The 23,977-nt window shown below is 73.5% G+C and carries 18 protein-coding genes; 6 read left to right on the top strand and 12 right to left on the bottom strand.

Annotated features, from left to right (window positions below; translation table 11 throughout):
• The first annotated feature begins 2 nt into the window (after positions 1 to 2).
• Together B207_RS0102420 and B207_RS0102415 are read left to right on the top strand one after the other, a co-directional pair.
• A complete protein-coding gene (locus B207_RS0102420) occupies positions 3 to 1,208 on the top strand; it encodes a thiolase family protein (protein ID WP_026310582.1) in 1,206 nt (401 codons plus the stop codon).
• A 99-nt stretch (positions 1,209 to 1,307) separates the two neighbouring features.
• Entirely contained in the window at positions 1,308 to 3,494 is a 2,187-nt protein-coding gene (locus tag B207_RS0102415) for a 3-hydroxyacyl-CoA dehydrogenase NAD-binding domain-containing protein (protein WP_018634915.1), read from the top strand.
• Positions 3,495 to 3,607: 113 nt separating this feature from the next.
• Here the strand turns inward: B207_RS0102415 and B207_RS32210 are convergent, their stop codons facing one another.
• The 4 genes from B207_RS32210 to B207_RS32200 all read right to left on the bottom strand — a co-directional run bounded on the left by B207_RS32210 (position 3,608) and on the right by B207_RS32200 (position 11,695).
• Entirely contained in the window at positions 3,608 to 4,759 is a 1,152-nt protein-coding gene (locus tag B207_RS32210) for a lysylphosphatidylglycerol synthase domain-containing protein (RefSeq protein ID WP_018634914.1), read from the bottom strand.
• Positions 4,760 to 4,906: 147 nt separating this feature from the next.
• Positions 4,907 to 6,862 (bottom strand): 1-deoxy-D-xylulose-5-phosphate synthase, encoded by a 1,956-nt coding sequence (gene dxs / locus B207_RS0102405; RefSeq protein ID WP_018634913.1) that lies wholly within the window; start codon positions 6,860 to 6,862, stop codon positions 4,907 to 4,909.
• 1,159 nt (positions 6,863 to 8,021) lie between these two features.
• On the bottom strand, positions 8,022 to 9,536 hold the full coding sequence (locus B207_RS32205) for a class I SAM-dependent RNA methyltransferase (protein ID WP_018634911.1): 1,515 nt from the start codon (positions 9,534 to 9,536) through the stop codon (positions 8,022 to 8,024).
• Positions 9,533 to 11,695: an APC family permease gene (locus tag B207_RS32200; protein ID WP_018634910.1), complete on the bottom strand. Its 2,163-nt coding sequence runs from the start codon at positions 11,693 to 11,695 to the stop codon at positions 9,533 to 9,535. Before B207_RS32200 ends, B207_RS32205 begins: the two co-directional genes overlap by 4 nt.
• Positions 11,696 to 11,850: 155 nt before the next feature.
• On the opposite strand from B207_RS32200, the gene B207_RS0102385 reads away from it, so the two are divergent.
• Both B207_RS0102385 and B207_RS0102380 read left to right on the top strand, forming a co-directional pair.
• A complete protein-coding gene (locus B207_RS0102385) occupies positions 11,851 to 12,513 on the top strand; it encodes a potassium channel family protein (RefSeq protein WP_018634909.1) in 663 nt (220 codons plus the stop codon).
• 26 nt (positions 12,514 to 12,539) lie between these two features.
• Complete coding sequence (locus B207_RS0102380; protein WP_018634908.1) at positions 12,540 to 13,313, top strand: potassium channel family protein; 774 nt, start codon at positions 12,540 to 12,542, stop codon at positions 13,311 to 13,313.
• A gap of 51 nt (positions 13,314 to 13,364) precedes the next feature.
• On the opposite strand, the gene B207_RS32195 is transcribed toward B207_RS0102380, so the two are convergent.
• The 4 genes from B207_RS32195 to dut form a co-directional block, all read right to left on the bottom strand.
• Positions 13,365 to 14,135: a DUF3159 domain-containing protein gene (locus B207_RS32195; protein WP_018634907.1), complete on the bottom strand. Its 771-nt coding sequence runs from the start codon at positions 14,133 to 14,135 to the stop codon at positions 13,365 to 13,367.
• 32 nt (positions 14,136 to 14,167) lie between these two features.
• Positions 14,168 to 14,554, bottom strand: a complete 387-nt coding sequence (locus B207_RS0102370; protein WP_018634906.1) for an OB-fold nucleic acid binding domain-containing protein — start codon at positions 14,552 to 14,554, stop codon at positions 14,168 to 14,170.
• A 460-nt stretch (positions 14,555 to 15,014) separates the two neighbouring features.
• Positions 15,015 to 15,725 (bottom strand): DUF3710 domain-containing protein, encoded by a 711-nt coding sequence (locus B207_RS0102365; protein WP_018634905.1) that lies wholly within the window; start codon positions 15,723 to 15,725, stop codon positions 15,015 to 15,017.
• On the bottom strand, positions 15,706 to 16,269 hold the full coding sequence (dut, locus tag B207_RS0102360) for a dUTP diphosphatase (RefSeq protein WP_018634904.1): 564 nt from the start codon (positions 16,267 to 16,269) through the stop codon (positions 15,706 to 15,708). Before dut ends, B207_RS0102365 begins: the two co-directional genes overlap by 20 nt.
• 245 nt (positions 16,270 to 16,514) lie before the next feature.
• Here dut and B207_RS0102355 point away from each other — a divergent pair, with 245 nt between their 5' ends.
• Positions 16,515 to 16,853 (top strand): DUF4235 domain-containing protein, encoded by a 339-nt coding sequence (locus B207_RS0102355; RefSeq protein WP_018634903.1) that lies wholly within the window; start codon positions 16,515 to 16,517, stop codon positions 16,851 to 16,853.
• Between the two features lie 70 nt (positions 16,854 to 16,923).
• Here B207_RS0102355 and B207_RS0102350 read toward each other — a convergent pair whose 3' ends face one another.
• Complete coding sequence (locus tag B207_RS0102350; protein ID WP_026310581.1) at positions 16,924 to 17,442, bottom strand: gamma carbonic anhydrase family protein; 519 nt, start codon at positions 17,440 to 17,442, stop codon at positions 16,924 to 16,926.
• 60 nt (positions 17,443 to 17,502) lie between these two features.
• Positions 17,503 to 20,172: a valine--tRNA ligase gene (valS, locus tag B207_RS0102345; protein WP_018634901.1), complete on the bottom strand. Its 2,670-nt coding sequence runs from the start codon at positions 20,170 to 20,172 to the stop codon at positions 17,503 to 17,505.
• Between the two features lie 68 nt (positions 20,173 to 20,240).
• Here valS and B207_RS0102340 point away from each other — a divergent pair, with 68 nt between their 5' ends.
• Positions 20,241 to 21,098 (top strand): inositol monophosphatase family protein, encoded by an 858-nt coding sequence (locus tag B207_RS0102340; protein ID WP_018634900.1) that lies wholly within the window; start codon positions 20,241 to 20,243, stop codon positions 21,096 to 21,098.
• A gap of 25 nt (positions 21,099 to 21,123) precedes the next feature.
• Here the strand turns inward: B207_RS0102340 and B207_RS0102335 are convergent, their stop codons facing one another.
• Together B207_RS0102335 and B207_RS0102330 are read right to left on the bottom strand one after the other, a co-directional pair.
• Positions 21,124 to 22,806 carry a UDP-N-acetyl glucosamine 2-epimerase gene (locus B207_RS0102335; protein ID WP_018634899.1) on the bottom strand — a complete coding sequence of 561 codons (1,683 nt, stop codon included), beginning with the start codon at positions 22,804 to 22,806 and terminating at the stop codon, positions 21,124 to 21,126.
• A 51-nt stretch (positions 22,807 to 22,857) separates the two neighbouring features.
• Positions 22,858 to 23,793, bottom strand: a complete 936-nt coding sequence (locus B207_RS0102330; RefSeq protein ID WP_018634898.1) for a dTDP-4-dehydrorhamnose reductase family protein — start codon at positions 23,791 to 23,793, stop codon at positions 22,858 to 22,860.
• Positions 23,794 to 23,977: the final 184 nt, after the last annotated feature.

Below are 23,977 nucleotides of genomic sequence, written 5' to 3'. Positions count from 1 at the left end.
TGGTGTTCGTGAACGCGCGGGGTTCGATCCGCGATGTGGTGTTCGTCGACGGAGTGCGTACGCCGTTCGGCAAGGCGAAGGGTGTCTACACCGAGACCCGGGCGGACGACCTGGTCGTCCGGGTCATCCGTGAGCTGCTGCGGCGCAATCCGTCCCTGCCGCCGGAGCGGATCGACGAGGTCGCGATCGCGGCGACGACCCAGATCGGCGACCAGGGCCTGACTCTCGGCCGGACGGCCGGCATCCTCGCCGGGCTGCCGAGGTCCGTCCCGGGCTACTCCATCGACCGGATGTGCGCCGGCGCCGTGACCGCGGTGACCACCGCCGCGTCCGCCATCGGGATCGGCGCCTACGACCTGGCGATCGCCGGCGGTGTCGAGCACATGGGGCGGCACCCGATGGGCGAGGGGGTCGACCCCAACCCGCGGTTCGTCTCCGAGAAGCTCGTCGACCCGTCCGCCCTCGTGATGGGCCTGACCGCGGAGAACGTCCACGACCGCTACCCGGCCATCACCCGGGCGCGGGCCGACGCCTACGCGGTCGCCTCGCAGACGAAGGCGGCGAAGGCCTACGCGGACGGCCGGATCCAGCCCGATCTCGTCCCGGTCGCGGCCCGGCATGCCGAGAGCGGCTGGGAGCTGGTCACCGTGGACGAGCCGCCCCGCCCCGGCACCACGCTGGAGGGCCTCTCCGGCCTGCGGACGCCGTTCCGGCCGCATGGCCGGGTCACCGCGGGCAACGCCGCGGGCATCAACGACGGCGCCACCGGCTGTGTGCTGGCCGCCGCCGACGTCGCCGCGGAGCTGGGCCTGAGCCGCAAGATGACGCTGGTCGGCTTCGGGTTCGCCGGCGTCGAACCGGAGGTCATGGGGGTCGGCCCGATCCCGTCCACCGAGAAGGCGCTGGCCCGCACCGGCCTGACCATCGACGACATCGGGCTGTTCGAGCTCAACGAGGCGTTCGCCGTGCAGGTCCTCGCCTTCCTCGACCACTTCGGCCTCGACGACGACGACCCGCGGGTCAACCCGTACGGCGGCGCGATCGCGTACGGCCACCCGCTCGCCTCCAGCGGCGTGCGGCTGATGACCCAGCTCGCCCGGGAGTTCGAGGAGCACCCCGAGGTGCGCTACGGCCTCACCGCGATGTGCGTGGGCATCGGCATGGGCGCCACCACGATCTGGGAGAACCCCCACCACCAGGCCGCCTGACCGGCCCGCCGGCATCCGGTCGCCAGCACACCGACCCGCCGGAACCCCCGACCTCGAACCTTCGCATCGTCACAACTTCGGCCGAATGGGAGACGGAGCATGAGCAGCGTCGCGGTGACTCTTGATCATCCGGACGAGGTGGTCGCACATGCCCATGTCCGGTACGCGCAGCTGCCCGGCGTGGCCGGCCCGGTCGCCCTCATCACCCTCGACAACGGGCACGACCACACCCGCCCGAACACCTTCGGCCCGGCGGGCCTGCGGTCCCTGATCGCCGCGGTCGAGGAGATCGAGGCGCACGACCCGCCGGTGGCGGCGGTCGCGGTGACGGGCAAGCCGTTCATCTTCTGCGTCGGCGCGGACCTGTCCTACCGGTCGTCGCTGACCGATCCGGAGGAGGTCCGGCCGAAGCTCGCCGCGCTCGGCGAACTCGGGCACACGGCGCTGCGCAAGGTCGGCGAGGGGCGGCTGGCCGGGCGGAAGGTCCCGACCTTCGCCCTGGTCAACGGCGCCGCGCTCGGCGGCGGCCTGGAGCTGGCCCTGCACTGTGACTACCGGGCCCTGTCGACGGACATCGCCGCGCTCGCGCTGCCCGAGGTGTTCCTCGGGCTCGTCCCGGCCTGGGGTGGCACCCAGCTGCTGCCGAACCTGGTGGGCCCCGAGAACGCGGTCACGATCATGATCGAGAACGCGCTCAGCCAGAACCGGACCCTGCGCGGCCCGCAGGCCTTCGCCCTCGGGCTGGGGGACGTCCTGCTGGAGCCGGCGGACTTCCTGGAGGAGGCGCTGCGCTGGGTCGGCCGGGTCCTGCGCGGTGAGGAGGACCCGGCCGCCGCCCGGCGGCCGGTCGAGCGGGGCGCGGCGTGGGCGGCTGCGCTGGAGCGCGGGCGCGCCCTCGCCGACGCCCGCCTGCACGGCGCCGCTCCGGCGGCCTACCGCGCGCTCGAGCTGATGGCCCTGGCCGAGACGGCGGACGTCGACACGGGTTACGCGGCCGAGTCCGCGGCACTGGCCGACCTCGGTGCCGGCGAGGAGCTGGTCGCCGGCCTCTACGCGTTCGATCTGGTCAACAAGCGGGCGAAGCGGCCGGCCGGCGGCCCGGACCGCTCGCTGGCCCGGCCGGTGACGAAGGTCGGGGTCGTCGGCGCCGGCCTGATGGCCAGCCAGCTCGCCGCCCTGTTCGCGCAGCGGCTCGAGGTCCCGGTGGTCATCACCGACCTCGACCAGGAGCGTCTGGACGCCGGAGTCGCCCGCGTCCACCAGGAGTTCGACAACCTGCTCCAGCGCAGGCGGATCTCGCCCGACCGGGCCAACCGGCTGAAGGCCGGCGTCACCGGCTCGCTGACCAAGGACGCGTTCGCGGACGCCGACCTGATCATCGAGGCTGTCTTCGAGGACATGGCGATCAAGAAGACGGTACTCGCCGAACTCGAGACGTACGTCAAGCCCGAGACCGTGCTGCTCACGAACACCTCGGCGCTGTCCGTGGCCGAGATGGCCGCCGATCTGACCCATCCCGAGCGCGTGGCGGGCCTGCACTTCTTCAACCCGGTGGCTGTCCTGCCGCTCGTCGAGGTGGTCCGCAGCCCGCGCAGCGACGACGCCACGGTCGCGACCACGCTCGCGGTGGCCCGGAAGCTGAAGAAGAACGCCGTGCTGGTCGCGGACGCCCCGGCGTTCGTGGTGAACCGCCTGCTCACCCGGTTCCTGGGCGAGGTGCTCGCCGCCACCGAGTCCGGTACCTCCATCGAGCAGGCCGACACCGCTCTGGACCCGCTCGGCCTGCCGATGTCGCCGCTCGTCCTGCTGTCGCTGGTCGGGCCGCCGGTGGCGCTGCACGTGGCGCAGACCCTGCACGGCACGGCGCCGGACCGGTTCCGCGACCCGGCCGGCCTGGCCCGGCTGGTCGCCGCCGGGAAGACCGGTTTCTACACGACCGACGCTCAGGGCCGGCAGGTCGTCGACCCGCAGGCCGCGGAGCTCGCCCGCGGGCCCGCCGACGGGCCGGCGGCGGGGAGCGCGGGGGGCACGGGGGCCGGCACCTCGGCGGCTCTGACGCAGGAGCAGGTCCGCGAGGCCGCGCTGACCGCGCTCGCCCAGGAGATCCGGCTGCTGCTCGACGAGAAGGTCGTCGCCGAGCCGGCGGACGTCGACCTGTGCATGATCCTCGGCGCGGGCTGGCCGTTCCACCTCGGCGGCATCACGCCCTATCTGGACCGCACCGGGATCAGCGAGAAGGCGACCGGGCAGCGTTTCAACCCGCCCGGCGTGGCGACGATCGCCTGAGCCGGCGCCGACTGTCACCGCTGTCACCGCTGTCACCGCCGCCCAGCCCGGTCCCGCCGACCGGTGCTGGGCGGCCGCCGTCCGCACACAGCTGTGGGCTGCCGGGGTGGGGCTCAGCGGACGCGAGGCGCGCCCGGAACGACAGCCGCGGCTCCCGGGCCTCCTGACGCGGTTCCGCGTGTCTCCCGCGCGCTGAGGCCGTCCTCGATGCGCCCCTGCGGCGACGCGCCCGGCTTCTCTGACGGGCCGGGCGAGGTGGACAGAACGGGTGAGGCCGGCGGGCCACCCGCGGTGGCCGGTTCGCCCCGCGGCCGCAACGCGACCCCGATCAGGGCCCAGAAGATGTCCGCGATGGTGGCGAGCAGCCGGGCGACGACGGCGATCAGAGTGGACGGGCCACTCGCCAGCGCGGGGGCGAGGGCGAGCACCAGCACGGCCTCGCGCACCCCCGCCCCTGCCGGCAGCACCAGGACCAGGAAGCCCGCAGTCCAGGCCAGCGCGTAGGCGCCGATGCACAGCGCGACCAGCCGGGCACCACCGACCTGTGGGCCGAGGTCGCGCACGAGGAGCCAGGTCCCGATGCCGTAACAGACGAAACCGGCGATCAGCCAGCCGGCGCCGGCGAGGATGGGGCCGGCGGTGAGCGGCTCGCCCAGCGGGGGGCGACGCAGCAGGCGGAAGGCCAGGGCGAGCAGCCGGGAGAGCACCGGTGGGAACAGCACCACCGCGAACAGCGGCACCACCGCCAGCGCCCACCAGTAGTCGGTGAGGGCGTCCCGGGAGACGAAGGGCAGGGTGGCTGCCGCGGTGACGCCACCGCACGGCACCGCCAGCGCGAGCACCACCAGGCTGGCCGAGGCCGATGTCGGCCGGGAGACCCCGTAGTCGCGGGACAGCTCCATCTGCGCGAGGACGGGCCACACGCTGCCCGGGATGTACTTGCCGATCTGGCCGACGCAGAAGATCCGCACGGTGGCCCGCAGCGGCAGCCGCGCGCCGAGCCCGCTGATCACCGCCCGCCAGGACAGGACGGTGGCGCCGACCGCCAGCACCGTGGCCACGGCGGACCCGCCGAGGCCGAGGGCCGTCAGGTCACCGATCGAGTCGCGGACGTCGTTCCACTGCCGCACCAGAGCGACGGCCAGCAGTACAGCGGCAACCACCAGCGCACCGCGCACGGCCCACCAGCGCGCGCCCCGGTGGCGTGGCGGGGGCCCGTCGATCCGGGCGTCCCCGTCTGGATCCGCCCCGCTGACGCCTGTCACCAGGTCAGCGTAGGACGTCCTCGCACGACCACCAGCGCCGGGCCGCGCGGAGAGGCGCGACCCGGCAGCTCCGGCCCGGAACCAGCGGTTCCAGCCCGGGGCGTCGGCCCCGCGGCGCGCGCTGGGCAGCGGGCGCCGCGGAGCGACTCAGGCCTGGCCGGTAGCGGAGGCCTGGCTGGACTTGCTCGTGCCGGCCGACTCGACCTCTTCCGCCAGCGCGTTCTGGCGGCGAGCGACCGCTTCGATCACCTTGCGGGCAAGGTCCTGCGGGGCAAGGCCGACCTCGGCGAGGACCTCGTCACGCTTGCCGTGGTCGAGGAAGCGCTGGGCGACCCCGAACTCACGGAGCGGGACGTCCACGTCGGCGTCACGCAGCAGCTGCGCGACGGACGCGCCTACACCGCCGACCCGGCCGTTGTCCTCGACCGTGACGACCAGGTCGTGCTCACGGGCCAGCTCGACCAGCGCCGGGTCCAGCGGCTTGACCCACCGCGGGTCGACGACGGTGACACCGATGCCCTGGCTGGCGACGCGGGCGGCGACGTCCAGACAGGTCGGAGCCATCGCGCCGACCGAGACCAGCAGCACCTCGCGGTGCCGCGCCACCGCCGGAGCGCGGTAGAGGATGTCGACCCCGCCGACCTTGTCGATGGCCGGCGTCTCCGCGGCGATCTTGCCCTTGGGGTAACGCACGACCGTCGGGCCGTCGGTGGTCGAGATCGCCTCGTCGAGCTCGGCCCGCAGGGTGGCCTCGTCCCTCGGCGCGGCGATCGCCAGACCGGGCACGACCTGCAGGAACGACATGTCCCACATGCCGTTGTGCGACGCGCCGTCCTCGCCGGTGATCCCGGCGCGGTCGAGCACGAAGGTCACCGGCTGGCGGTGCATCGCCACGTCGAACAGGACCTGGTCGAACGCCCGGTTCAGGAACGTGGCGTAGATGCAGACGACCGGCTTGAGGCCGCCCATCGCCAGACCCGCCGCCGAGGTGACGGCGTGCTGCTCGGCGATGCCGACGTCGAACACCCGGTCCGGGTAGGCCTTGGCGAACGCCTTCAGCCCGACCGGCTGGAGCATCGCGGCGGTCATCGTGACGACGTCGGGCCGCTCGGCACCGATCCGCACGATCTCCTCGGAGAAGACCGACGTCCAGGTGGTGCCCTTGGACGCCGACACCGGCTTGCCGGTGGCCGGGTCGATGACGCCGACGGCGTGGAAGTTGTCCGCCTCGTCCTGCTCGGCCGCCGGGTAGCCGAAGCCCTTCCGGGTGATCGCGTGCACGATCACCGGGCCGCCGAAGTCCTTGGCCCGACGCAGCGCCGACTCCATCGCGGCCACGTCGTGGCCGTCGATCGGGCCGACGTACTTCAGACCGAGGTCCTCGAACATGCCCTGCGGGGTCACGACGTCCTTGATGCCCCGCTTGATGCCGTGCAGGGCGTCGAACAGCGGCGCGCCGACCAGCGGCGTGCGACCAAGCACCTGCTTGACGACGTCGAGGACCTGCTCGTACTCGGGCGCCAGCCGCAGCGAGGCGAGGTGGTCGGCCAGCCCGCCGATGGTCGGCGAGTAGGACCGACCGTTGTCGTTGACGACGATCACGACCTGGCGGTCGGAGGCGGCGATGTTGTTCAGCGCCTCCCAGCACATGCCACCGGTCAGGGCACCGTCACCGACGACCGCGACGACCGCGCGGTTCTCACCGCGCAGCGCGTAGGCCCGCGACAGGCCGTCGGCGTAGGACAGCGCGGTGGAGGCGTGCGAGTTCTCGATGATGTCGTGCTCGGACTCCGCCTGGCAGGGATAGCCAGAGAGCCCGCCACGCTGACGGAGTCGGTCAAATGCCTCCCGCCGACCCGTCAGAATCTTGTGAACATAGGACTGATGCCCGGTGTCCCACAGGACCCGGTCAAAAGGCGAATCAAATACCCTGTGAATAGCGAGAGTGAGTTCGACAGCCCCCAGATTCGGCCCAAGGTGGCCGCCTGTACGGGCAACCGCATGGATGAGGAAATCACGGATCTCGGCCGCGAGCGCCACCAGTTCCTCGTGGTCGAGGCGCTTGACGTCCTGCGGGCTGTCGATCGTCGACAGAAGCGACACGGCGTGCTCTCCCTCCCCCGAAAGGGGATCGGTCCGGGTCCGGCAAAGTCTACGCAGCACGCCCCGGGGTCCGCAGACAGGCTCCCGACATGTGAGCTGCCCGGAGAGCGTCAGGTATTCCACCGGGTCGCGGTAGAATCCCCCTCCCGCTGCCGGGAATGTGCATCGGGTAACCGTGGAAGAGATCCCGCGAACCAGGCGTGACGCGTTGGCAGCCGCTCCGCCCCGGGACGGCGTGGTCCCGCGAGGGGCGAGTCGGGGACCGCCCGGCAGGCTTTCCTCCCCGCCCCTTGGGACTTTCGGGCGACCGTGCATACGCATGTCATCTAATCGTGACATTTTCGTGACATCACACTGGCCCCTGCCGGCACCCCCGATTGTCACCGGCGACCTTACCCAGAGTCAGCGGACGCCCGCCGGAGCGAGCCCGGGGTGGCCCGGCCCCGGGCCCCGCCGCCGCCCGACATGGTCATCCGCCAGGCCATCCCGGGCCCCGGCGCGATCCCGCGGTCCTTCCGGCCAGAAGCGATGCCACCGCACACCGCCCGATGATCTACGATCACGGCCTGAAGCCCGAAATTGCGTACGGCCTACACCGTCTGGCATCAGATATCCAGGGTAGATGCCCTATGCCTTCGACCTGGACCAACGGCCCAGGCGGGTGGCCAGCGCCTCGGGACCAACGGACGGGTCCGCCGGGCCGGGGTCCGCCACCGTCCCCTCGCGCCCCCACCGCGCGGCCCGGCCCGGCGCGGGCGCGCAGAAGCCCGGTCTCCGCAGTCGGCTTCCGGGTAGCGGGTGAGCGGGCCGCGTCTGCGTTCCCTGAAACGGAGCGCCGCCGAAACGGACATATCCTGCCCGATGCCGGGAAAGAGCCGAATGCGATCCGGGTCCGCGCGTAATCCGGAGACAAAGCTTCGGACAGCACTGGATACAGGCAGCCCCGGAGACAATGCGGCGGCGTCCCCCGCACCCGCCGTTCACGGGCGGCTGCTCCCACCCGCCGCACAGGCGAGGCGGGGGCGGGCGGCCGCCGGCGGCTCACCCCCGGCCGCTCGCCTGCCGGCCCCGGCGCGCGAGGGCGTCCACCAGGACGGCCGCGAGGAGCACCGAACCGGCGACAAGGACGATCACCGCCGCACAGGCCCAGCCGGTGGCATCACTGAAGGGCGAAGCCGCGCACGCCCTGGCCCGCGTCACCGGTGTGCTCCCCGGCCACCGCCCCGGCCTGCGCCGGGTCGGAGGCGGACGTCGGCTCCAGGATCGCGACGCACTCGACGTGCGAGGTCATCGGGAAGATGTCGAACGCGCGCAGCCCGGTGAGCCGGTACCCCTCGCCCGCGGCCACCGCGACGTCCCGGCCGAGTGCCGCGGGGTCGCAGGCCACGTAGACGACCCGGCGCGGCCGGTGCGCGAGCAGCGCGGTCATGACCTCCCGGCCGGCCCCGGTGCGAGGCGGGTCGAGAACCGCCACATCGATCCCGGGGCGGGCGGAGCCGCCGGTCAGGCGGCTGACGGTCGCCGGGGTGACACGCAGCGCCCGCAACGAGACCCAGGGCAGGTCCGCCAGGCTGCGGGCGGCGGAGCGGACCGCGGCCTCGTCCGACTCCACGGCGATGACCTGGCCGGTCGGGCCGACCGCTGCCGCGAGGAACGCGGCGAACAGCCCGGCGCCGCTGTACAGGTCGAGCGCCGTGTCGCCGGGCGCGGCGCCGGCCGCGTCCCGCACCGCGGCGACCAGCGTCGCCGCGGCCGTCGGATGGACCTGCCAGAAGACCCCGGGTTCCAGATGGAAGCGGCGGCCCTCGACCGTCTCGACGACCTGGACCTCGGCCTCGGGCGGCGGGCTGTCCGAACGCTGGCCCTCCGGCTCCGCCCCGCCTTCGCCGGCCGGCACCTGGACGACCTGCCATCTGCCGGACCTGGTCGAGTACGCGACCGCGCCGGGCTCGCCGTCCGGCGGGGAAGCCGGCATCGCGACGAGTTCCACCGCCTGGCCGGTGCGGTCCGGACTGGCCGGGCCCTGGAGGAAGGACGGATCGGCGATCACGCTGGCGAGCAGCGGGTCGGCGATACGGCAGTCCGGGGTGGCGACGACCCGGTGGGAGCGGTGCGCGCGCAGCCCGACTCCGCCGTCGGGGGTGCGGGAGAAACGCATCCTGGTCCGCCAGCCCAGCCCGTCCGGCGCGGCGGAGGTCAGCGCCTCGACCAGCACGGTGAGGTCCAGGCCCGCGATCCGGCGCAGCGAGTCCTCCACCACCCGCGCCTTGAGGCGCCGCTGCGCGTCCAGCGAGGCGTGCTGCCAGTCGCAACCCCCACACAGGCCTGGCCTGGCATGCGGGCACGGTGGTTCGACGCGGTCCGGGGAGGCGACGAGGACCTCGACCGCGTCGGCGCGCCAGTAGCGGTCGTGCGAGACGTCGGTGATCCTCGCCCTGACCCGCTCCCCCGGCAGCGCGTGCCGGACGAACACCACCCGGCCGTCCGCCCGCGCGACGCACAGGCCGTGGTGCGCGACCGCCCCGACCTCCAGCTCCACCAGCTCGCTCGGCGGCGGCGGGGTCCGCGCGGCCCGCTCGGCGCGGGCCGGCTGGGCCGCCCGGCCCGGCTGGGCACCTCGGCCCGCCCGGCCCGGCTGGGCCGGACCGCCGCGCAGCGTCGGTCGCCCGCTCACGTCCCGCTCCTGCTCTGCTCGGACCCACCCGGCCGCTCGGACCCACCCGGCCGCTCGGACCTCGGGTGCTGCCGGGATGACCGGGTCTGACCTGTCGGCACGGCAGCCCGGCCGCGCCGGACGGCGCCGGCCCCCGCGTGCTCGGGCCGGGCCCTCGCGTGCGAGCTGGACTCGAGCTGCCAGGGCACGCTGGTCATCATCACTCCGGACTGGAACAGCAGCCGGGCCTTGAGCCGCAGCGCGCTCTGGTTGTGCAGGAGGTGCTCCCACCAGCGCCCGACGACGTACTCGGGGACGAACACCGCGACGACATCCCGTGGGCTCTCCCGCCGGATGCGGGCGACGTACTCCAGCACCGGCCGGGTGACCTCCCGGTACGGCGAGGCGAGCACGACCAGATCGATCTTGATGTCGCGCTCCTCCCAGGCCTGTCGGAGGCGTTCGGTCTCCGCCGGGTCCACGGCGACGGTCAACGCGACCAGCGTGTGTGGCCGGGTGGCCTTCGCGTAGGCCAGCGCCCGCAGGGTCGGGGCATGGATCTTGCTCACGAGCACCACGGCATGCACGCGGGACGGCAGCGTCGGCGGGCCGGGCTCCGGTGTCAGCTCGGTGGCGACCCGGTCGTAGTGGCGCCGGATCGCCTGCATGACCAGATAGATCACCGGGATGGCGATGCAGACGATCCACGCCCCGCGGGTGAACTTCGTGAGGAGCACCAGGATCAGCACAGCACCGGTGAGGCAGGCACCGAGGAAGCTGACCGCCTGGTACCGCCGGACCCGGCGCCGCATGGCAGGCTCCAGCGGCACCCGTCCGGTCAGCTGGTCGTCGACGCTGCCGGCGACGGTGCCCGACGCGCCCGCTTCGGCCTCCTCCAGCTCCAGCGAGGTGGCCGAAGCGCGCAGCAGGCGCGCCCAGTGCCGGACCATCCCGGTCTGGCTGAGGGTGAAGGAGATGAACACACCCAGGATGTAGAGCTGGATCAGCGCCGTCACCTGGGCGTCGAACACGACGATGAGCAGGATCGCGAACCCGGCCAGCACGATGATCCCGTTGGAGTAGGCGAGCCGGTCGCCGCGGGTGTGGAGCTGGCGCGGCAGGTAGCCGTCCCGCGCGAGGATCGAACCGAGCACCGGGAAGCCGTTGAACGCCGTGTTCGCGGCAAGGATGAGGATCAGGGTGGTGACGGCCGCCACGTACACGAAGCCCGGGGAGCCGTCGCCGAACACCGCCGCGGCGATCTGGGCGATCACCGTCCGCTGGTCGCCGCCGTCACCGCCGACGAGATCGGCCGGGTTCTCGGCGATGTGGACGTCCGAGATGAGCGCGAGGGCCGTGACGCCGACGAACATCGTGACGGCGATGGTCCCCATCAGCAGCAGCGTGGTGGCGGCGTTGCGGCTCTTGGGCCGGCGGAAGGCCGGCACGCCGTTGCTGATCGCCTCGACGCCGGTCAGCGCCGTGCAGCCGGACGCGAACGCGCGCAGGATCAGGAACACGAGCAGCAGCCCGGTGAAGTCGTCCTCGGCGTGGACCTCGTAGTCGGCGCTCTCGGCCCGGGGGGCGTCCCCGAGGGCGGTCTGTACCAGCCCCGTCACGATCATCAGCAGCACGCCGGCGATGAAGGCGTAGGACGGGACGGCGAACGCCGAGCCGGACTCCCGCACCCCGCGCAGATTGACCAGGGTGAGCAGGACGACCAGCAGCGAGGCCAGCAGCACCTTGTGCTCGGCCAGCCCGGTGGCCGCGGAGGTCAGATTGGCGACACCCGCCGAGACCGACACGGCGACGGTCAGCACGTAGTCGACGAGCAGCGCACTGCCGACCACCAGGCCGGCCCGGGGGCCCAGGTTGACCGAGGCCACCTCGTAGTCCCCGCCGCCGCTGGGGTAGGCGTGCACGTTCTGCCGGTAGGAGGCGACCACGGTCAGCATGAGAATGACCACCGCCGCGGCGATCCACGGCGTGTAGTGCAGCAACGCCAGCCCACCGAGGGCGAGGACGAGCAGGATCTCCTCGGACGCGTAGGAGACGGACGAGAGCGCGTCGCTGGCGAAGACGGGCAGCGCGACCCGCTTCGGCAGCAGAGTTTCCCCGAGCCGATCGCTCCCGATCGGACGACCGACGAATCCGCGCTTCAGTCGGTCTGTGAGCGCCACGCGGCGATGCTACCGACCGCGGTCACACCTCCCCACACTGTGTGACGTGGCGCACTCCGGCGCCCGTGCGGCGGAGAAGAGCCCCGCGAGCTGGACGAACGGGGTGCGGGACAGGCATCGACCGGGCAACCCCCGTCGGACTACGCTCACTTCCCGTGCACGTCGTGATCCTCGGCTGCGGCCGGGTCGGTTCCTCTCTCGCCGGTGCGGTCGAGCGTCTCGGCCATTCGGTGGCCGTCATCGACCAGAACCCGGAGGCGTTCAACCGCCTGTCGGCCGGCTTCGGCGGCCGCCGGGTCACCGGCATGGGCTTCGACCGCGACACCCTGGTCGAAGCCGGTATCGCTGATGCCGCCGCGTTCGCGGCCGTGTCGAGCGGCGACAACTCCAACATCATCTCTGCCCGGGTCGCCCGGGAGATGTTCGGGGTCGAACGGGTCGTCGCCCGCATCTACGATCCGCGGCGCGCCGAGGTCTACGAGCGCCTGGGCATTCCCACGGTCGCCACCGTGCGCTGGACCCGCGACCAGATCCTCGGCCGCCTCGTCCCGGACGCCGTCACCCCGGAGTGGACGGACACGTCCGGATCGGTGCTGCTCACCGCGGTCACCCCGGCCCGCGGCTGGGCCGGGCGGCGCCTCGCCGACCTGGAGGCGCGGGCCGAGGTGCGGGTGGTCTGCGTGACCAGGTTCGGCGACGGGCTGCTCCCGGACGCCCGCACCATGATCCAGGACGGGGACGTCCTGCACGTCGCGGTGGCGAAGACGCGGGCCACCGAGGCCGACGCCGTGATCCGCACCGGCCCCCAGCACGACTGATCACGAGCCAGGGACGGAGACCAGCGATGACGCAGGAACCGGACGTGCGCGCCGCCGTCGAGGGGCAGGGCGCGGAGCTGGTCGGGCCCGGTGGGCGCTCGGCGCGCTGGGTGGCCATCGCCGGCGCGGGCAAGGTCGGGCGCTCGATCGCCGCGGAGCTGCTGGAGAACGGCTCCGAGGTCATGATCATCGAGCGCGACCCGAACAAGATCCGCCGGGACGCGCTGCCCGCGGTCGAGTGGCTGCTCGCCGACGCCTGCGAGCTCTCCTCGCTCGACGGCGCAGGTCTGGACCGCTGCGCGGTCATGGTCGCCGCGACCGGCGACGACAAGGTCAACCTGGTCGTGTCACTGCTGGCGAAGACGGAGTTCGGCGTGCCGCGGGTGGTGGCGCGGGTCAACCACCCCAAGAACGAGTGGCTGTTCACCGACTCCTGGGGTGTCGACGTCGCGGTCTCCGCCCCCCGCCTGCTGACCGCCCTCGTGGAGGAGGCGGTGAGCGTCGGCGACCTGGTGCGGCTGATGAAGTTCCGGCAGAGCGACGCCTCGCTCGTCGAGCTCACCCTGACCGCGAACGCGCCGGTGGTCGGCCTGCGCGTCGGTGATGTCGACCTGCCGCCGGACTCGGCGCTGGTCGTCATCCTGCGCGACGGTCACGCCATCGTCCCCTCCGCGGACTGCGCGCTGGAACCCGGCGACGAGGTGCTGGCCGTCGCGACCACCAGTGAGGCCGAGGAGAGCCTCGCCGCGCTGCTCGGGGCCGTGCCCGCCGGTGCGGCGCGGGGGCCCGCGGCCCGGTGAACGCCGGCACGCTCTAGGGCCGTTAGGGGGCCCGTCAGGGCCGTGACCGGGTCAGGGGCGCGGCGGCTCGACGGGCTCCGCCAGGTCACCGGTCTCCACGAGGGCGGCCGGCTCGCCCGCCACCGGCTCACCGGCCGGGTCGGCGCCCTTAGCCGGCAGGGGGGCGAGGCGGCGGACGATCGCGAAGGTCGCGAGGACCGCCACACCGAACAGCGGCAGCCCGAGCGCGATGTTCGCGGCGGCGAGCCAGCCGGTCTCCCCGGCGAGGTACAGCAGGCCCTGGACGACGAACCGCACCCCGAACACGGCGATCCAGACCAGGGTCGCCCACACCGCGGCCCGCCGGACCGGCGGGTCCTCCCGCCAGCCGGTGTAGCGCCTGTCGAAGCCGGCCATCACGTATCCGCCGATCGGTCGCCCGACCGCGATGGACAACAGACCGACCACGGAACAGACCGCGTTCTTCGCGATTGACGGGAGGAAGAAGCCGTCCGCACTGCCCGTGCGGGAGGCGATGAAGGCGGCGAAGCCGACCGCGAAAAGGCCGGAGAAGGCCTGTTGGACCGGTTCCCTGCGGACCAGCCGCAGCACGACCAGCCCGAGCGCCGTCGCGATCGCGACGATGATCGCGGCGGTCAGGCCCGCCTCGGCGTTGACGGTGACGAAAGCCACCGTCGGAATGGCACTGTCGATGATCCCGCGCGGGCCGCCCACCGCCTCCGCCAGGGACAGCGGGGGCTCCGAGCCACGCTCGCGGCCGGAGCCGCGCGGGCCCGGCGCCGGCTTCGGCAGGGACGGGTCAGACGGCGGGACTGGTGGCATGGGCGAGAGGGTCCTGTTCCTCCGGGCGCCGCTCAGGCGCTGGTCGAGGAGACCGGCAGCAGCTCGTACCGCGGGTTGAACATCGTGGTCCGCTCGTCGCGCACGACCACGCGGCCAGATGCCTTCACGGACCGGCCGGCCTCGATGCCCGCGATGTGTTTGCGGCCGAGAAACACGAGGGTCACGGTTCCGCTTCCATCATAGAGGTCGACCTCGAGGCTGGGCGCCCCGGAACGCGCCCGCACGGTGACCGAACGTATGGAACCGGCGACGCAGGCCTCGGCGCGGTCCCGGCAGGCCAGCATCGGCTCGGCCCCCGCGGCCTCCGACGCGCGCCGCAGGTCCTCGTCCTCGAGCTCCTGATTGTCCGCTGTCAGCTGGTGGAAACGCCGCCCCAGCCAGCTGCGCCCTTCGCCCACGGCTCCTCCGATCATCGAACCGCTCCCGTAGCCGGGCGGCGGATTCCGACCTTTCGACGTCACCGGGCCAACTCACATGGGGCTCTGCCCCGGTGGCCGACGCGACGGCGCTCTGCACCGGGATTATGAAGTGGACGGACCACCCGCCACCACCGTTCCGCACTCAGGACCGGACAAGTCGCCGGCCCGACAACCGGGCGACGGACCGCTCCGCGCTGTTACGCGGACGTTCCGGCGCCAGTCACCGCACCGCACCCACCGGCGCCGCGCCGGCAGCGCGGCCGCCTGGGAGCACCCGGCGGCGCGGCCGCGCTGCAGCACCGGCGGCGACCGCCACCGGCGGAGACCGTCACTGGAGGCCTGCGCGGGAGGCCTGCGGCGGGAGGCCCGGCACGGGGAAGGCCCGGGTCCAGTGAGCGGAGGAGGGAAGCGGCTAACGGGCCGACGGGGGCTCGGTCGGTCAGCCCATCTCCGCGATCCGCGTCCCTCGGACCGGCATCGGCGCCGCTGTCGCCGTGCCGGGCGTGACCTCCCGCGACGGGCCGTCGGAGTCACCGGAGCCCTCGGGGCCGTCGGCGACCTCCTTCGGCAGCCGCAGCGGAAGCGGGTCACGGACGGGCATCGCCTCGTCGCCGCGTACCACCACGATCCGCCGCAGCGTCTCGTCGAGCAACGGCCCGGCGGCGACGTCCTGCCCGGCGGCACCGGTCACCACGGCCCGCAGGAACCAGCGGGGACCGTCGACGCCGATCATCCGGCCGGGCACCGTCTCGCCGGGGCGGTTGGTGGGCAGCCGCATCCGCAGCTCCGCACCGAACGGGCCCTCGCCCTCGGCGCCGCCGGAGTCGCGCAGCGTCTCGAGGATCTCCGCGCGGACCTCGTCCCACAGCGGCGCGGTCCTGGGCGCGGCGAACACCGCCAGTTCCATCGCGCTGCGGCCGTCGGTCACGACGACCGTCAGCGGCCGACCGGTGGACTCCTCCACCTGGAACTGGACCTGGACCCCGCGCAGTGCGGGCACCCGCAGCGCACCGAGGTCGAGCCGATGGATGTCGTCCTGCGGCGCGGCCTCGGCGTCATAGGGACCGGGCTGGTCGACGTTCCGACCGCCCCGCGCCTCGTCCGGGTCGGGGCTGGCCTCGACGGAGGCCTTACGACCGCGACGGAACACCGTGCGCCTCCCTTCCCGGCCCGCCGGAGGCGTCACCGAACCCACCCGTCGAGCCGAACCCGCCGGTGCCGCGCACCGAGGTGGGCAGGGTGGCGACCTCCCGGAAGACCGCGTGCTCCACCCGTTGGACCACAAGCTGGGCCACTCGGTCTCCCCTACGGAGAGCGATTGACTCGCTTCGATCTGTGTTTATGAGAATCACCTTGATTTCTCCACGGTAACCGGCATCGACGGTACCGGGGGCGTTGACGACGGAGAGTCCATGACGCGCGGCGAGGCCGCTGCGCGGGTGCACGAAGGCCGCGTAGCCGGCGGGCAGCGCGATCGCCAGGCCCGTCCCGACGATGGCCCGCTCTCCCGGCGCCAGCGTGACGTCCCGCGCGGTCACGAGGTCCGCGCCGGCGTCCGAGGGCTGGGCGTAGGAGGGCAGTGGCAGATCCGGGTCCACCCGGTGGACCAGTACCTCCAGGGTGGTGTGCGGGTCGCCGGTCGACGGCTCGCCGTGACGCGGGGCGGCGTGCGGCGTGGGGGCGGTCGCGGTCATGATTCTCCTGGGTCGTCCTCACCCGGGTGGGCTGTCCGCGACACTAACGACTCACTGCGCGGCGACCGCCAGCGCATGCCCGGCGACACCCCGGCCACATACCGGCCCGCAGTCACGGTGCTCCCCCGCTCGGGTGGGGAATCCGTCCGCTGGCGGGTAGGGGTGGGACGGTGGTGCCGGACCAGTGAGCGGCGACACCAGCACGCACCGGAGCAGACCGGGGCGGCGGCGACGAGAGGTGTGGGGTGTCCGGATCGGGATCGAAAATAGGATGGAAGGTCGTCGGCGGCGCGGCGGCCGCGCTCGCCGGCACCGCAGCGAACCGAGGGGTGACCCTCGCGTACCGGAAGGTGCGCAGGTCCGACCCGCCGAAGAACCCGGTCGACCCGGACACCGCCTGGTCGGAGGCGATCGTGTGGGCGGCGGTCTCCGGCCTGGCGGTGGGACTGGGCCGGTTGGCCGCGGAACGCACGGCCGCACGCGGATGGGTCCGGGCGACAGGCTCCCTGCCGCCCGGTATGCAGCCGAACTCCGCGGGCGCGAAGCCCGTGCGCAGGCCGGAAAGGGCCCCGCAGGAGGTCTGACACAGCTCTGACGGTGGAACAGGCGCCCGGCGGCGCCGCCGGGCGGCGCGGTCAGCCGGCCGGGGCCCGGTCAGTCGATGCGGCGCATGTCCTTGCGGAAACGCCGCCCGTTCTCGACATAGGACTCGGCCGCCATCCGGATCAGATCCTGGGGCGCGGCGCCCTCCCGGATCTTCGCCGGGATGCCCAGGGCCATCGCCCGTTCGGGGACCACCACCCGGTTGCCCACCACGGCACCGGCGCCGACCAGGCCACCCCGGCAGACCCGGGCCTCGTGCAGGACGATCGACCCCGAGCCCACCAGGGAGCCGTCCTCGATCACGCAGCCCTCGAGGTGCACGATGTGCCCGATCACGCAGTCGTCACCCACGATCGTCGGAAGCAGCGCGGTCGCGTGAATGACGGAGCCGTCCTGGATGGACGTCCGCGCGCCGACGCTGATCAGCCCGTGGTCACCACGCATCACGACACCCGGCCAGACCGTCGACTCCGGGCCGATCCGGACGTTGCCGATCAGCGTCGCCTCGGGATGGACGAATGCGGACGGGTCAATCGACGGGACGAGATCTCCCAGGGCGTAGATGGGCACGTTCCCATCCTGCCCGATCGAGCCGCCACCCGCCCCGCGCACGTGCGGTCAGCCGGCGGGTCAGCCGGCGGCGGGCACCAGCACGACGTCCACGGCCAGCTCGCCGCTGGTGCCCGCCAGGGTGAGCTCCCAGATGCCGCCGGCGCTGCGCAGGTCCGCCGCGGCCTGCTCGACCAGGGCGACCGTGGCAGCGTCGCCGCTGACCCTGGCGGTGGCGACCTCGGCCTTCATCGAGACCTTGGCCTCGGACTTGGCCCGCCGCACCGCGGACAGCGCCGCGCCGACGGCGTCCAGCAGCTCGGGGCGCCCGCCGCCGGCCACCGTGCGGATCCGGTCCGCCTCAGGCCAGGAGGCCCGGTGCACCGAGCCCTCCTGCCACCAGGACCAGACCTCCTCGGTGACGAAGGGCAGGAACGGCGCGAAGAGGGTGAGCAGCGTCGACAGCGCCACCGACAGGGTCGCCTGCGCGGAGGCGGCGCCGGCCGCGCCGTGCGCGCCGTAGGCCCGCCCCTTGACCAGCTCGACGTAGTCGTCGCAGAAGCGCCAGAAGAAGGTCTCGGTGGCCTCGAGCGCCCGGGTGTAGTCGTAGCCCTCGAACGCCTCGGTCGCGGTGGCGACGACCCGGGCCAGCTCGGCGAGCAGCGCCCGGTCCAGCTCCTCCGTGACGGCCTCCGGGCCGGGGGCGGGGACGGGGGCACTGGCGGAACCGGGGCCGGCGGTGGAGGGCGTCGCCGCCGCGCCGGGGCCGCCGGCGCCGTCCGCGTCCTCGCCCGCCTCGGCGAGACCGAGGACGAACCGGCTCGCGTTGAGAATCTTGATGGCGAGCCGGCGGCCGGTCTTCATCTGGCCCACGTCGAACGCGGTGTCGGTGCCCGGCCGGCCGGAGGCGGCCCAGTACCGGACGGCGTCCGAGCCGTGCTGTTCCAGCAGGCCCAGGGGCGTGACGACGTTGCCCTTCGACTTGGACATCTTCTTGCGGTCCGGGTCGAGGATCCAGCCGGAGATCGCGGCGTCCGACCAGGGCAGCGCGCCGAACTCGGCGTGGCTGCGCAGCACGGTCGAGAACAGCCAGGTCCGGATGATCTCGTGGGCCTGCGGGCGCAGGTTCATCGGGAACACCTGGGCGAACAGCGCCGGGTCGCTCTCCCAGCCGCTGACGATCAGCGGGGTCAGCGAGGACGTCGCCCAGGTGTCCATGACGTCCGGGTCCGCCATGAAGCCGCCCGGCACGCCGCGCTGCTCGGCGGTGTACCCCGGCGGGAGGTCGCTGGACGGATCGACCGGGAGCGCGGACTCGTCCGCGACGATCGGCGCGTCGTACCGCGGGTCACCCGCCTCGTCCAGCGGGTACCAGACCGGGAAGGGAACACCGAAGAAGCGCTGCCGGCTGATCAGCCAGTCGCCGTTGAGGCCGTCGACCCAGTTCTCGTAGCGCACCCGCATGTACTCCGGGTGCCAGCGCAGCTCGGAGCCGCGCGCCCGCACCTTCTCACGCAGCTGCTCGTCCCGGCCGCCGTTGCGGATGTACCACTGGCGGGTGGAGACGATCTCCAGCGGCCGGTCGCCCTTCTCGTAGAACTTGACCGGGTGGGTGATCGCCCGCGGCTCGCCGAGCAGCGCGCCGGTCTCCCGCAGGGCCTCGACGACGGCCACCCGCGCGGCGGCGATCGTCCTGCCCGCGACCCGGGTGTAGTGCTCGCGGCCGGCCGGCGCGGTGATGGCGTCGGGCGCCTCGGGGAGCAGGCGGCCGTCACGGCCGATCACCGCGCGGGCCGGCAGCCGCAGCTCCCGCCACCAGATGACGTCGGTCAGGTCACCGAACGTACAGATCATGGCGATGCCGGAGCCCTTCTCCGGATCGGCCAGCCGGTGCGCCACGACCGGCACCTCGACCTCGAACAGCGGCGTGCGGACCGTCTTCCCGAACAGCGGCTGGTAGCGCTCGTCCTCGGGGTGCGCCACCAGGGCGACGCAGGCCGGCAGCAGCTCGGGACGGGTCGTCTCGATCACGACCGGCTCACCGCCGGGCCGCGGGAACGCCAGGGTGTGGTAGGCACCGGGGCGCTCCCGGTCCTCCAGCTCCGCCTGCGCGACCGCGGTGCGGAACGTGACGTCCCACAGGGTCGGGGCCTCGGCCAGGTACGCCTCACCGCGGGCCAGGTTGCGCAGGAAGGCACGCTGGGCGACCACCCGCGAGCGGCTGTCGATCGTCGCGTAGGTGTACGACCAGTCCACCGACAGGCCGAGGCGGCGCCAGAGCTCCTCGAAACCCTTCTCGTCCTCGATCGTCAGCTGCTCACACAGCTCGACGAAGTTGCGCCGGGACACGGGGATCTGGTCCTTGCCCGGCTTCGCCGGCGGGGTGAACGCGGGGTCGTAGGGCACCGACGGGTCACAGCGCACGCCGTAGTAGTTCTGCACCCGGCGTTCGGTGGGCAGCCCGTTGTCGTCGAAACCCATCGGGTAGAAGACCTCGAGGCCGCGCATCCGCTGGAAACGGGCGATCAGGTCGGTGTGGGTGTACGAGAACACGTGGCCGACGTGCAGGGAGCCGCTTACGGTCGGCGGAGGTGTGTCGACCGAGTAGACCCGCTCCCGCGGAACCGACCGGTCGAACGAATAGGTCCCGCGCTCCTGCCAGTCGCGCGACCAGCGGGCCTCGATCCCGTCCAGGCTCGGCTTCGCGGGCACCGCGCGGGTCGGCCGTTCCGTACTGTCCGTTGCCACCACGCGGCCAATCCTACGGGTCGGGCGATCGTCCTCCCGGCGGCGGCTCCGACCGGGCCCACGGCCGGGTGTTGGCAGGATGTGGCCCATGGACCCGTCCCCCGCCCTCTCCCCCCCCGGCCCCGGCCTCGCTGCTCGACCTCGGCCTGGACGTCGCCCGCGAGGCCGGCGCCCTGCTGCTCGCCGGCCGGGCCGGCACGGTCGAGGCCGAGGCGACGAAGTCCTCACCGACCGACATCGTCACCGCGCTGGACCGGGCGTCCGAGGCCCTGGTCGCCCGGCGGCTGCGCGAGGCCCGGCCGGACGACGGCCTGCTCGGTGAGGAAGGCTCCGACACGCCCGGGAGCAGCGGCGTCCGCTGGATCGTGGACCCCCTCGACGGAACGGTGAACTTCCTCTACCGCCTGCCGAACTGGGCGGTCTCGATCGCCGCCGAGGTCGCGGGCGAGGTCGTGGCCGGGGTCGTGCACGCACCGGCGCTGGGGCTCACCTACACCGCCGTGCGCGGTGGCGGGGCCTTTCGGTGGGGCGCCGGCCCGGAGCCCGAGACGCTGGCCGGGTCGGCGGTGACGGAGCTGCGCGGCGCGCTGGTCGCGACCGGCTTCGGCTACACCGCGGAGCGCCGGACGGCGCAGGTGGCGGTGCTCACCCGGGTGGTACCGAGAGTGCGCGACATCCGCCGGATGGGCGCGGCCGCCCTCGACCTGTGCGCCGCCGCGGCGGGAACGATCGACGCCTACTACGAGCGCGGCCTGCACCCCTGGGACCATGCCGCCGGGGCGCTGGTCGCCGCCGAGGCCGGCCTGCTCGTCGGCGGGCTCGAGGGCCGCCGGGCGAGCGAGGACCTGGTCGTCGCCGCTCCCCCGGCGCTGTTCGGCCCGCTCACCGCGCTGCTCGCCGAGCACCCCCGGGCCGACCGCGACCAGTAGCGGCCGGCGCCGGACGGCGACCCGGTCAGGGCAGGGCCAGCGGGCTGTCGCCGGGGGCGGACTCGCCGGCGCCGTCGGACGGGTGCTCGAACCAGACCGTGCGCCGGACGTAGTCGATGTAGCCGACGACGATCCGTGCCACCCGCACGGAGACGTCCGGGGCGGCGTAGTCGGGCACCGCCCGCGGTGACCGGTCCGCGCGGGCCTCGGCGGTGACCAGGTCGACCGCGGCGAGGACGCGTTCGGGGCGCGGCAGACACGTGACGACGACCCCGCCGTCAATGCCCTCCGGGTGCTCGTGCGCCTCGCGGATCATCACCGCGGGGAAGCCGAGCAGGGACGCCTCCTCGGTGAGGGTGCCGCTGTCAGAGACCACACAGAGCGCTGACCGCTGCAGGGCGATGTAGTCCGCGAACCCGAACGGCCGGCAGAACCGGACCAGCCCGTCGACGACCGGCGCCCGGCCCGCCGACTCCAGGGCCGCGATGCGGTCCCGAGTCCGCGGATGGGTGGAGACGATCACCGGGACGCGGTAGCGCGCCGCCAGCCCGTTCAGCGTCTCCAGCAGTCCGGCGAGCAGGTCGGGCCGGTCGACGTTCTCCGCCCGGTGCGCGCTGACCACCAGGTAGTGCCTCGGGGTGATGCCCAGGGTGGTCAGCACGGGGGAGGCCTCGATAAGCGGCAGGTAGGAGGTCAGGACCTCGTTCATCGGCGACCCGACGACGAAGATCCGCGCAGCGGGCACCCCCTCGGCCAGCAGGTTGCGCCGGGCGTGCTCGGTCAGCGCGAGGTTGATGTCGCTGAGGTGGTCGACCACCCGCCGGTTGAGCTCCTCGGGCACCCGGTCGTCGAAGCAGCGGTTCCCCGCCTCCAGGTGGAACACCGGGATGCGCCGGCGCCGGGCCGCGATCACCGCCAGGGTGGTGTCCGAGTCCCCGTACAGCAGCAGCGCGTCGGGGGCCTCGTCCGCGAACACCGCGTCCGCCCGGGCGATCATCCGGCCGATGGTCTCCGCGGCGCTGGCACCGACGGCGTCCAGGAAATGGTCCGGTTTGCGGATGCCCAGCTCGTCGAAGAACACCTGGCTGAGCTCGTAGTCGTAGTGCTGGCCCGAATGGACCAGGCAGACGTCGGCCGCCCGCTCCAGCGCGACGATCACCTGGCTGAGCTTGACCAGCTCGGGACGGGTGCCGACGAGAACCATGACCCGCCGGCGGTGCTCGGCCGGGCCCGGCCGGGCGCCCGGCGCGGTGGACGGCTCGCCCAGCACCTCCGTGCGGGGGCCGCGGTGGGGCACCGTCACCGGCCCGGCCGAGCCCGCCCGGTCCGGCGAGAGCCGGCGGCTCGGCACCGTCGGCACCGACGGCCCGGTGGGGGCATACGGGGTCGACGGCGCCGTGGGCATCGACGGGCCGGCGGCCTGCTCCCCGACGCGGCCGGGATCGACATCCTGGGCGGTGGGGACGGAACGCCCGTCGCGGGGTCCCGTCCGGGCCGCCGGAATCCGGGGCGGCAGCTCCCCGCCACGCTGCCGATGGGACCTGGCGCCGGGGAACCATCCGCGGAAGAAGCCCGTCCGGGCCAGGTCGGCCCCCTCACCGGCGCGCCGGTCAGCCCCCTGCCCGTCGCCCCTGCCGGCGCCGGTCTCGTCGCCGGCGCCGGTCTCGTCGTCGGCGCCAGTGCCGGCTCCGCCTGTCGTTCTCGACACGTCGCGCTCCCTCTCTTCTACCGGAGAAGATCCATTGGCTCGGTCGGCTCGTCAGGCGTCGGCGTGGGCGGTGCTCGGCTCCCGGACGGCGGCGCCGGGCGGCGCGGGCCGTCGGCGCGGAATGCCGTCGATCTCCCGCCGCTCGATCGCGGTCGCCAGCTCGTCGACCATCACCGGCCAGGCGGGCGGCCGGTAACCCGTCGTGGACCACAGCCGGCGCGCGGACAGCGCGCGGTTGCGCACCTCGTCGTCGCTCGGGACGATCTCGACGTCCCGCCGGCCCAGCCGCTCCGCCAGCAGCGTGAGCAGGTCGAACGCGGTGATCGGCTCGGCGGCGAGGTGCCAGATGCCGCTCAGGTCCGGGTGCCCGACGAGAGCGAGGTGGACGAAGCGCGCGAGCTCGGTGGTCGTCACGCCGCTGGAGACGACCCGGCGCTGCCCGACGACCGGCCCGGCGGCGGCCAGGAAGGTCTCGACGAAGCCGGTGGGGACGGCCGCTGTCTCCAGCCCGATCAGCGACGTCCGCAGGGTCAGGGTGCCGGGTTCACACACCTCGCCGAGCAGCTTCGTCATGCCGTGGGCGTCCACCGGGTCGGGCGTGTCCTCCTCGTGGTACTCACCCAGGCGCCCGGAGAACACGCAGTCGGTGGACACGTGCACCAGCCGGGCCCCCGCGGCACCGCACTGCCGGACGAGACGGTGTGGGAACAGGGCGTTGACCTCGATCGCCAGTCGCTCGCCGTCCTCGTCGACCCGCTGCTCGACGAGGCCCACGGCGTTCACCACCGCATCGGGCCGGGCGGCGGCGAAGGCCTCTACCAGCCCGTCCGGGTGGCGGACGTCCACCCCGCACAGGACCCGGTCGGCCGGCAGCGGCGACGACGGCGCGACCGCCCGGACGGTGGCAGTGACGTCGTGGTCGCGCACGAGCCTGCGCACCAGCTCACCACCGAGCATGCCGTCGCCGCCGAGGACCAGTACGCGCATCCAGTTCTCCTTCGGGACCGGAGTCCACTCAGAGGGCACCACGCCGCGCAACGCTGAGCCACCAGTTCGGCTACTCGGCGTTCGGCGGGACGACCTCCATCCAGCCAACGCCAGGCAAGTATGACTCTACGTAGTTAAAGGATCGCGCTCGGACGCAACGACGCGCCGGAGTGGCGAGGACAAC

Origin of the sequence: Parafrankia elaeagni, from assembly GCF_000374165.1 — a bacterium.
GTDB lineage: Bacteria > Actinomycetota > Actinomycetes > Frankiales > Frankiaceae > Parafrankia > Parafrankia elaeagni.
This window is presented reverse-complemented; position numbering and strand designations above follow the sequence as displayed.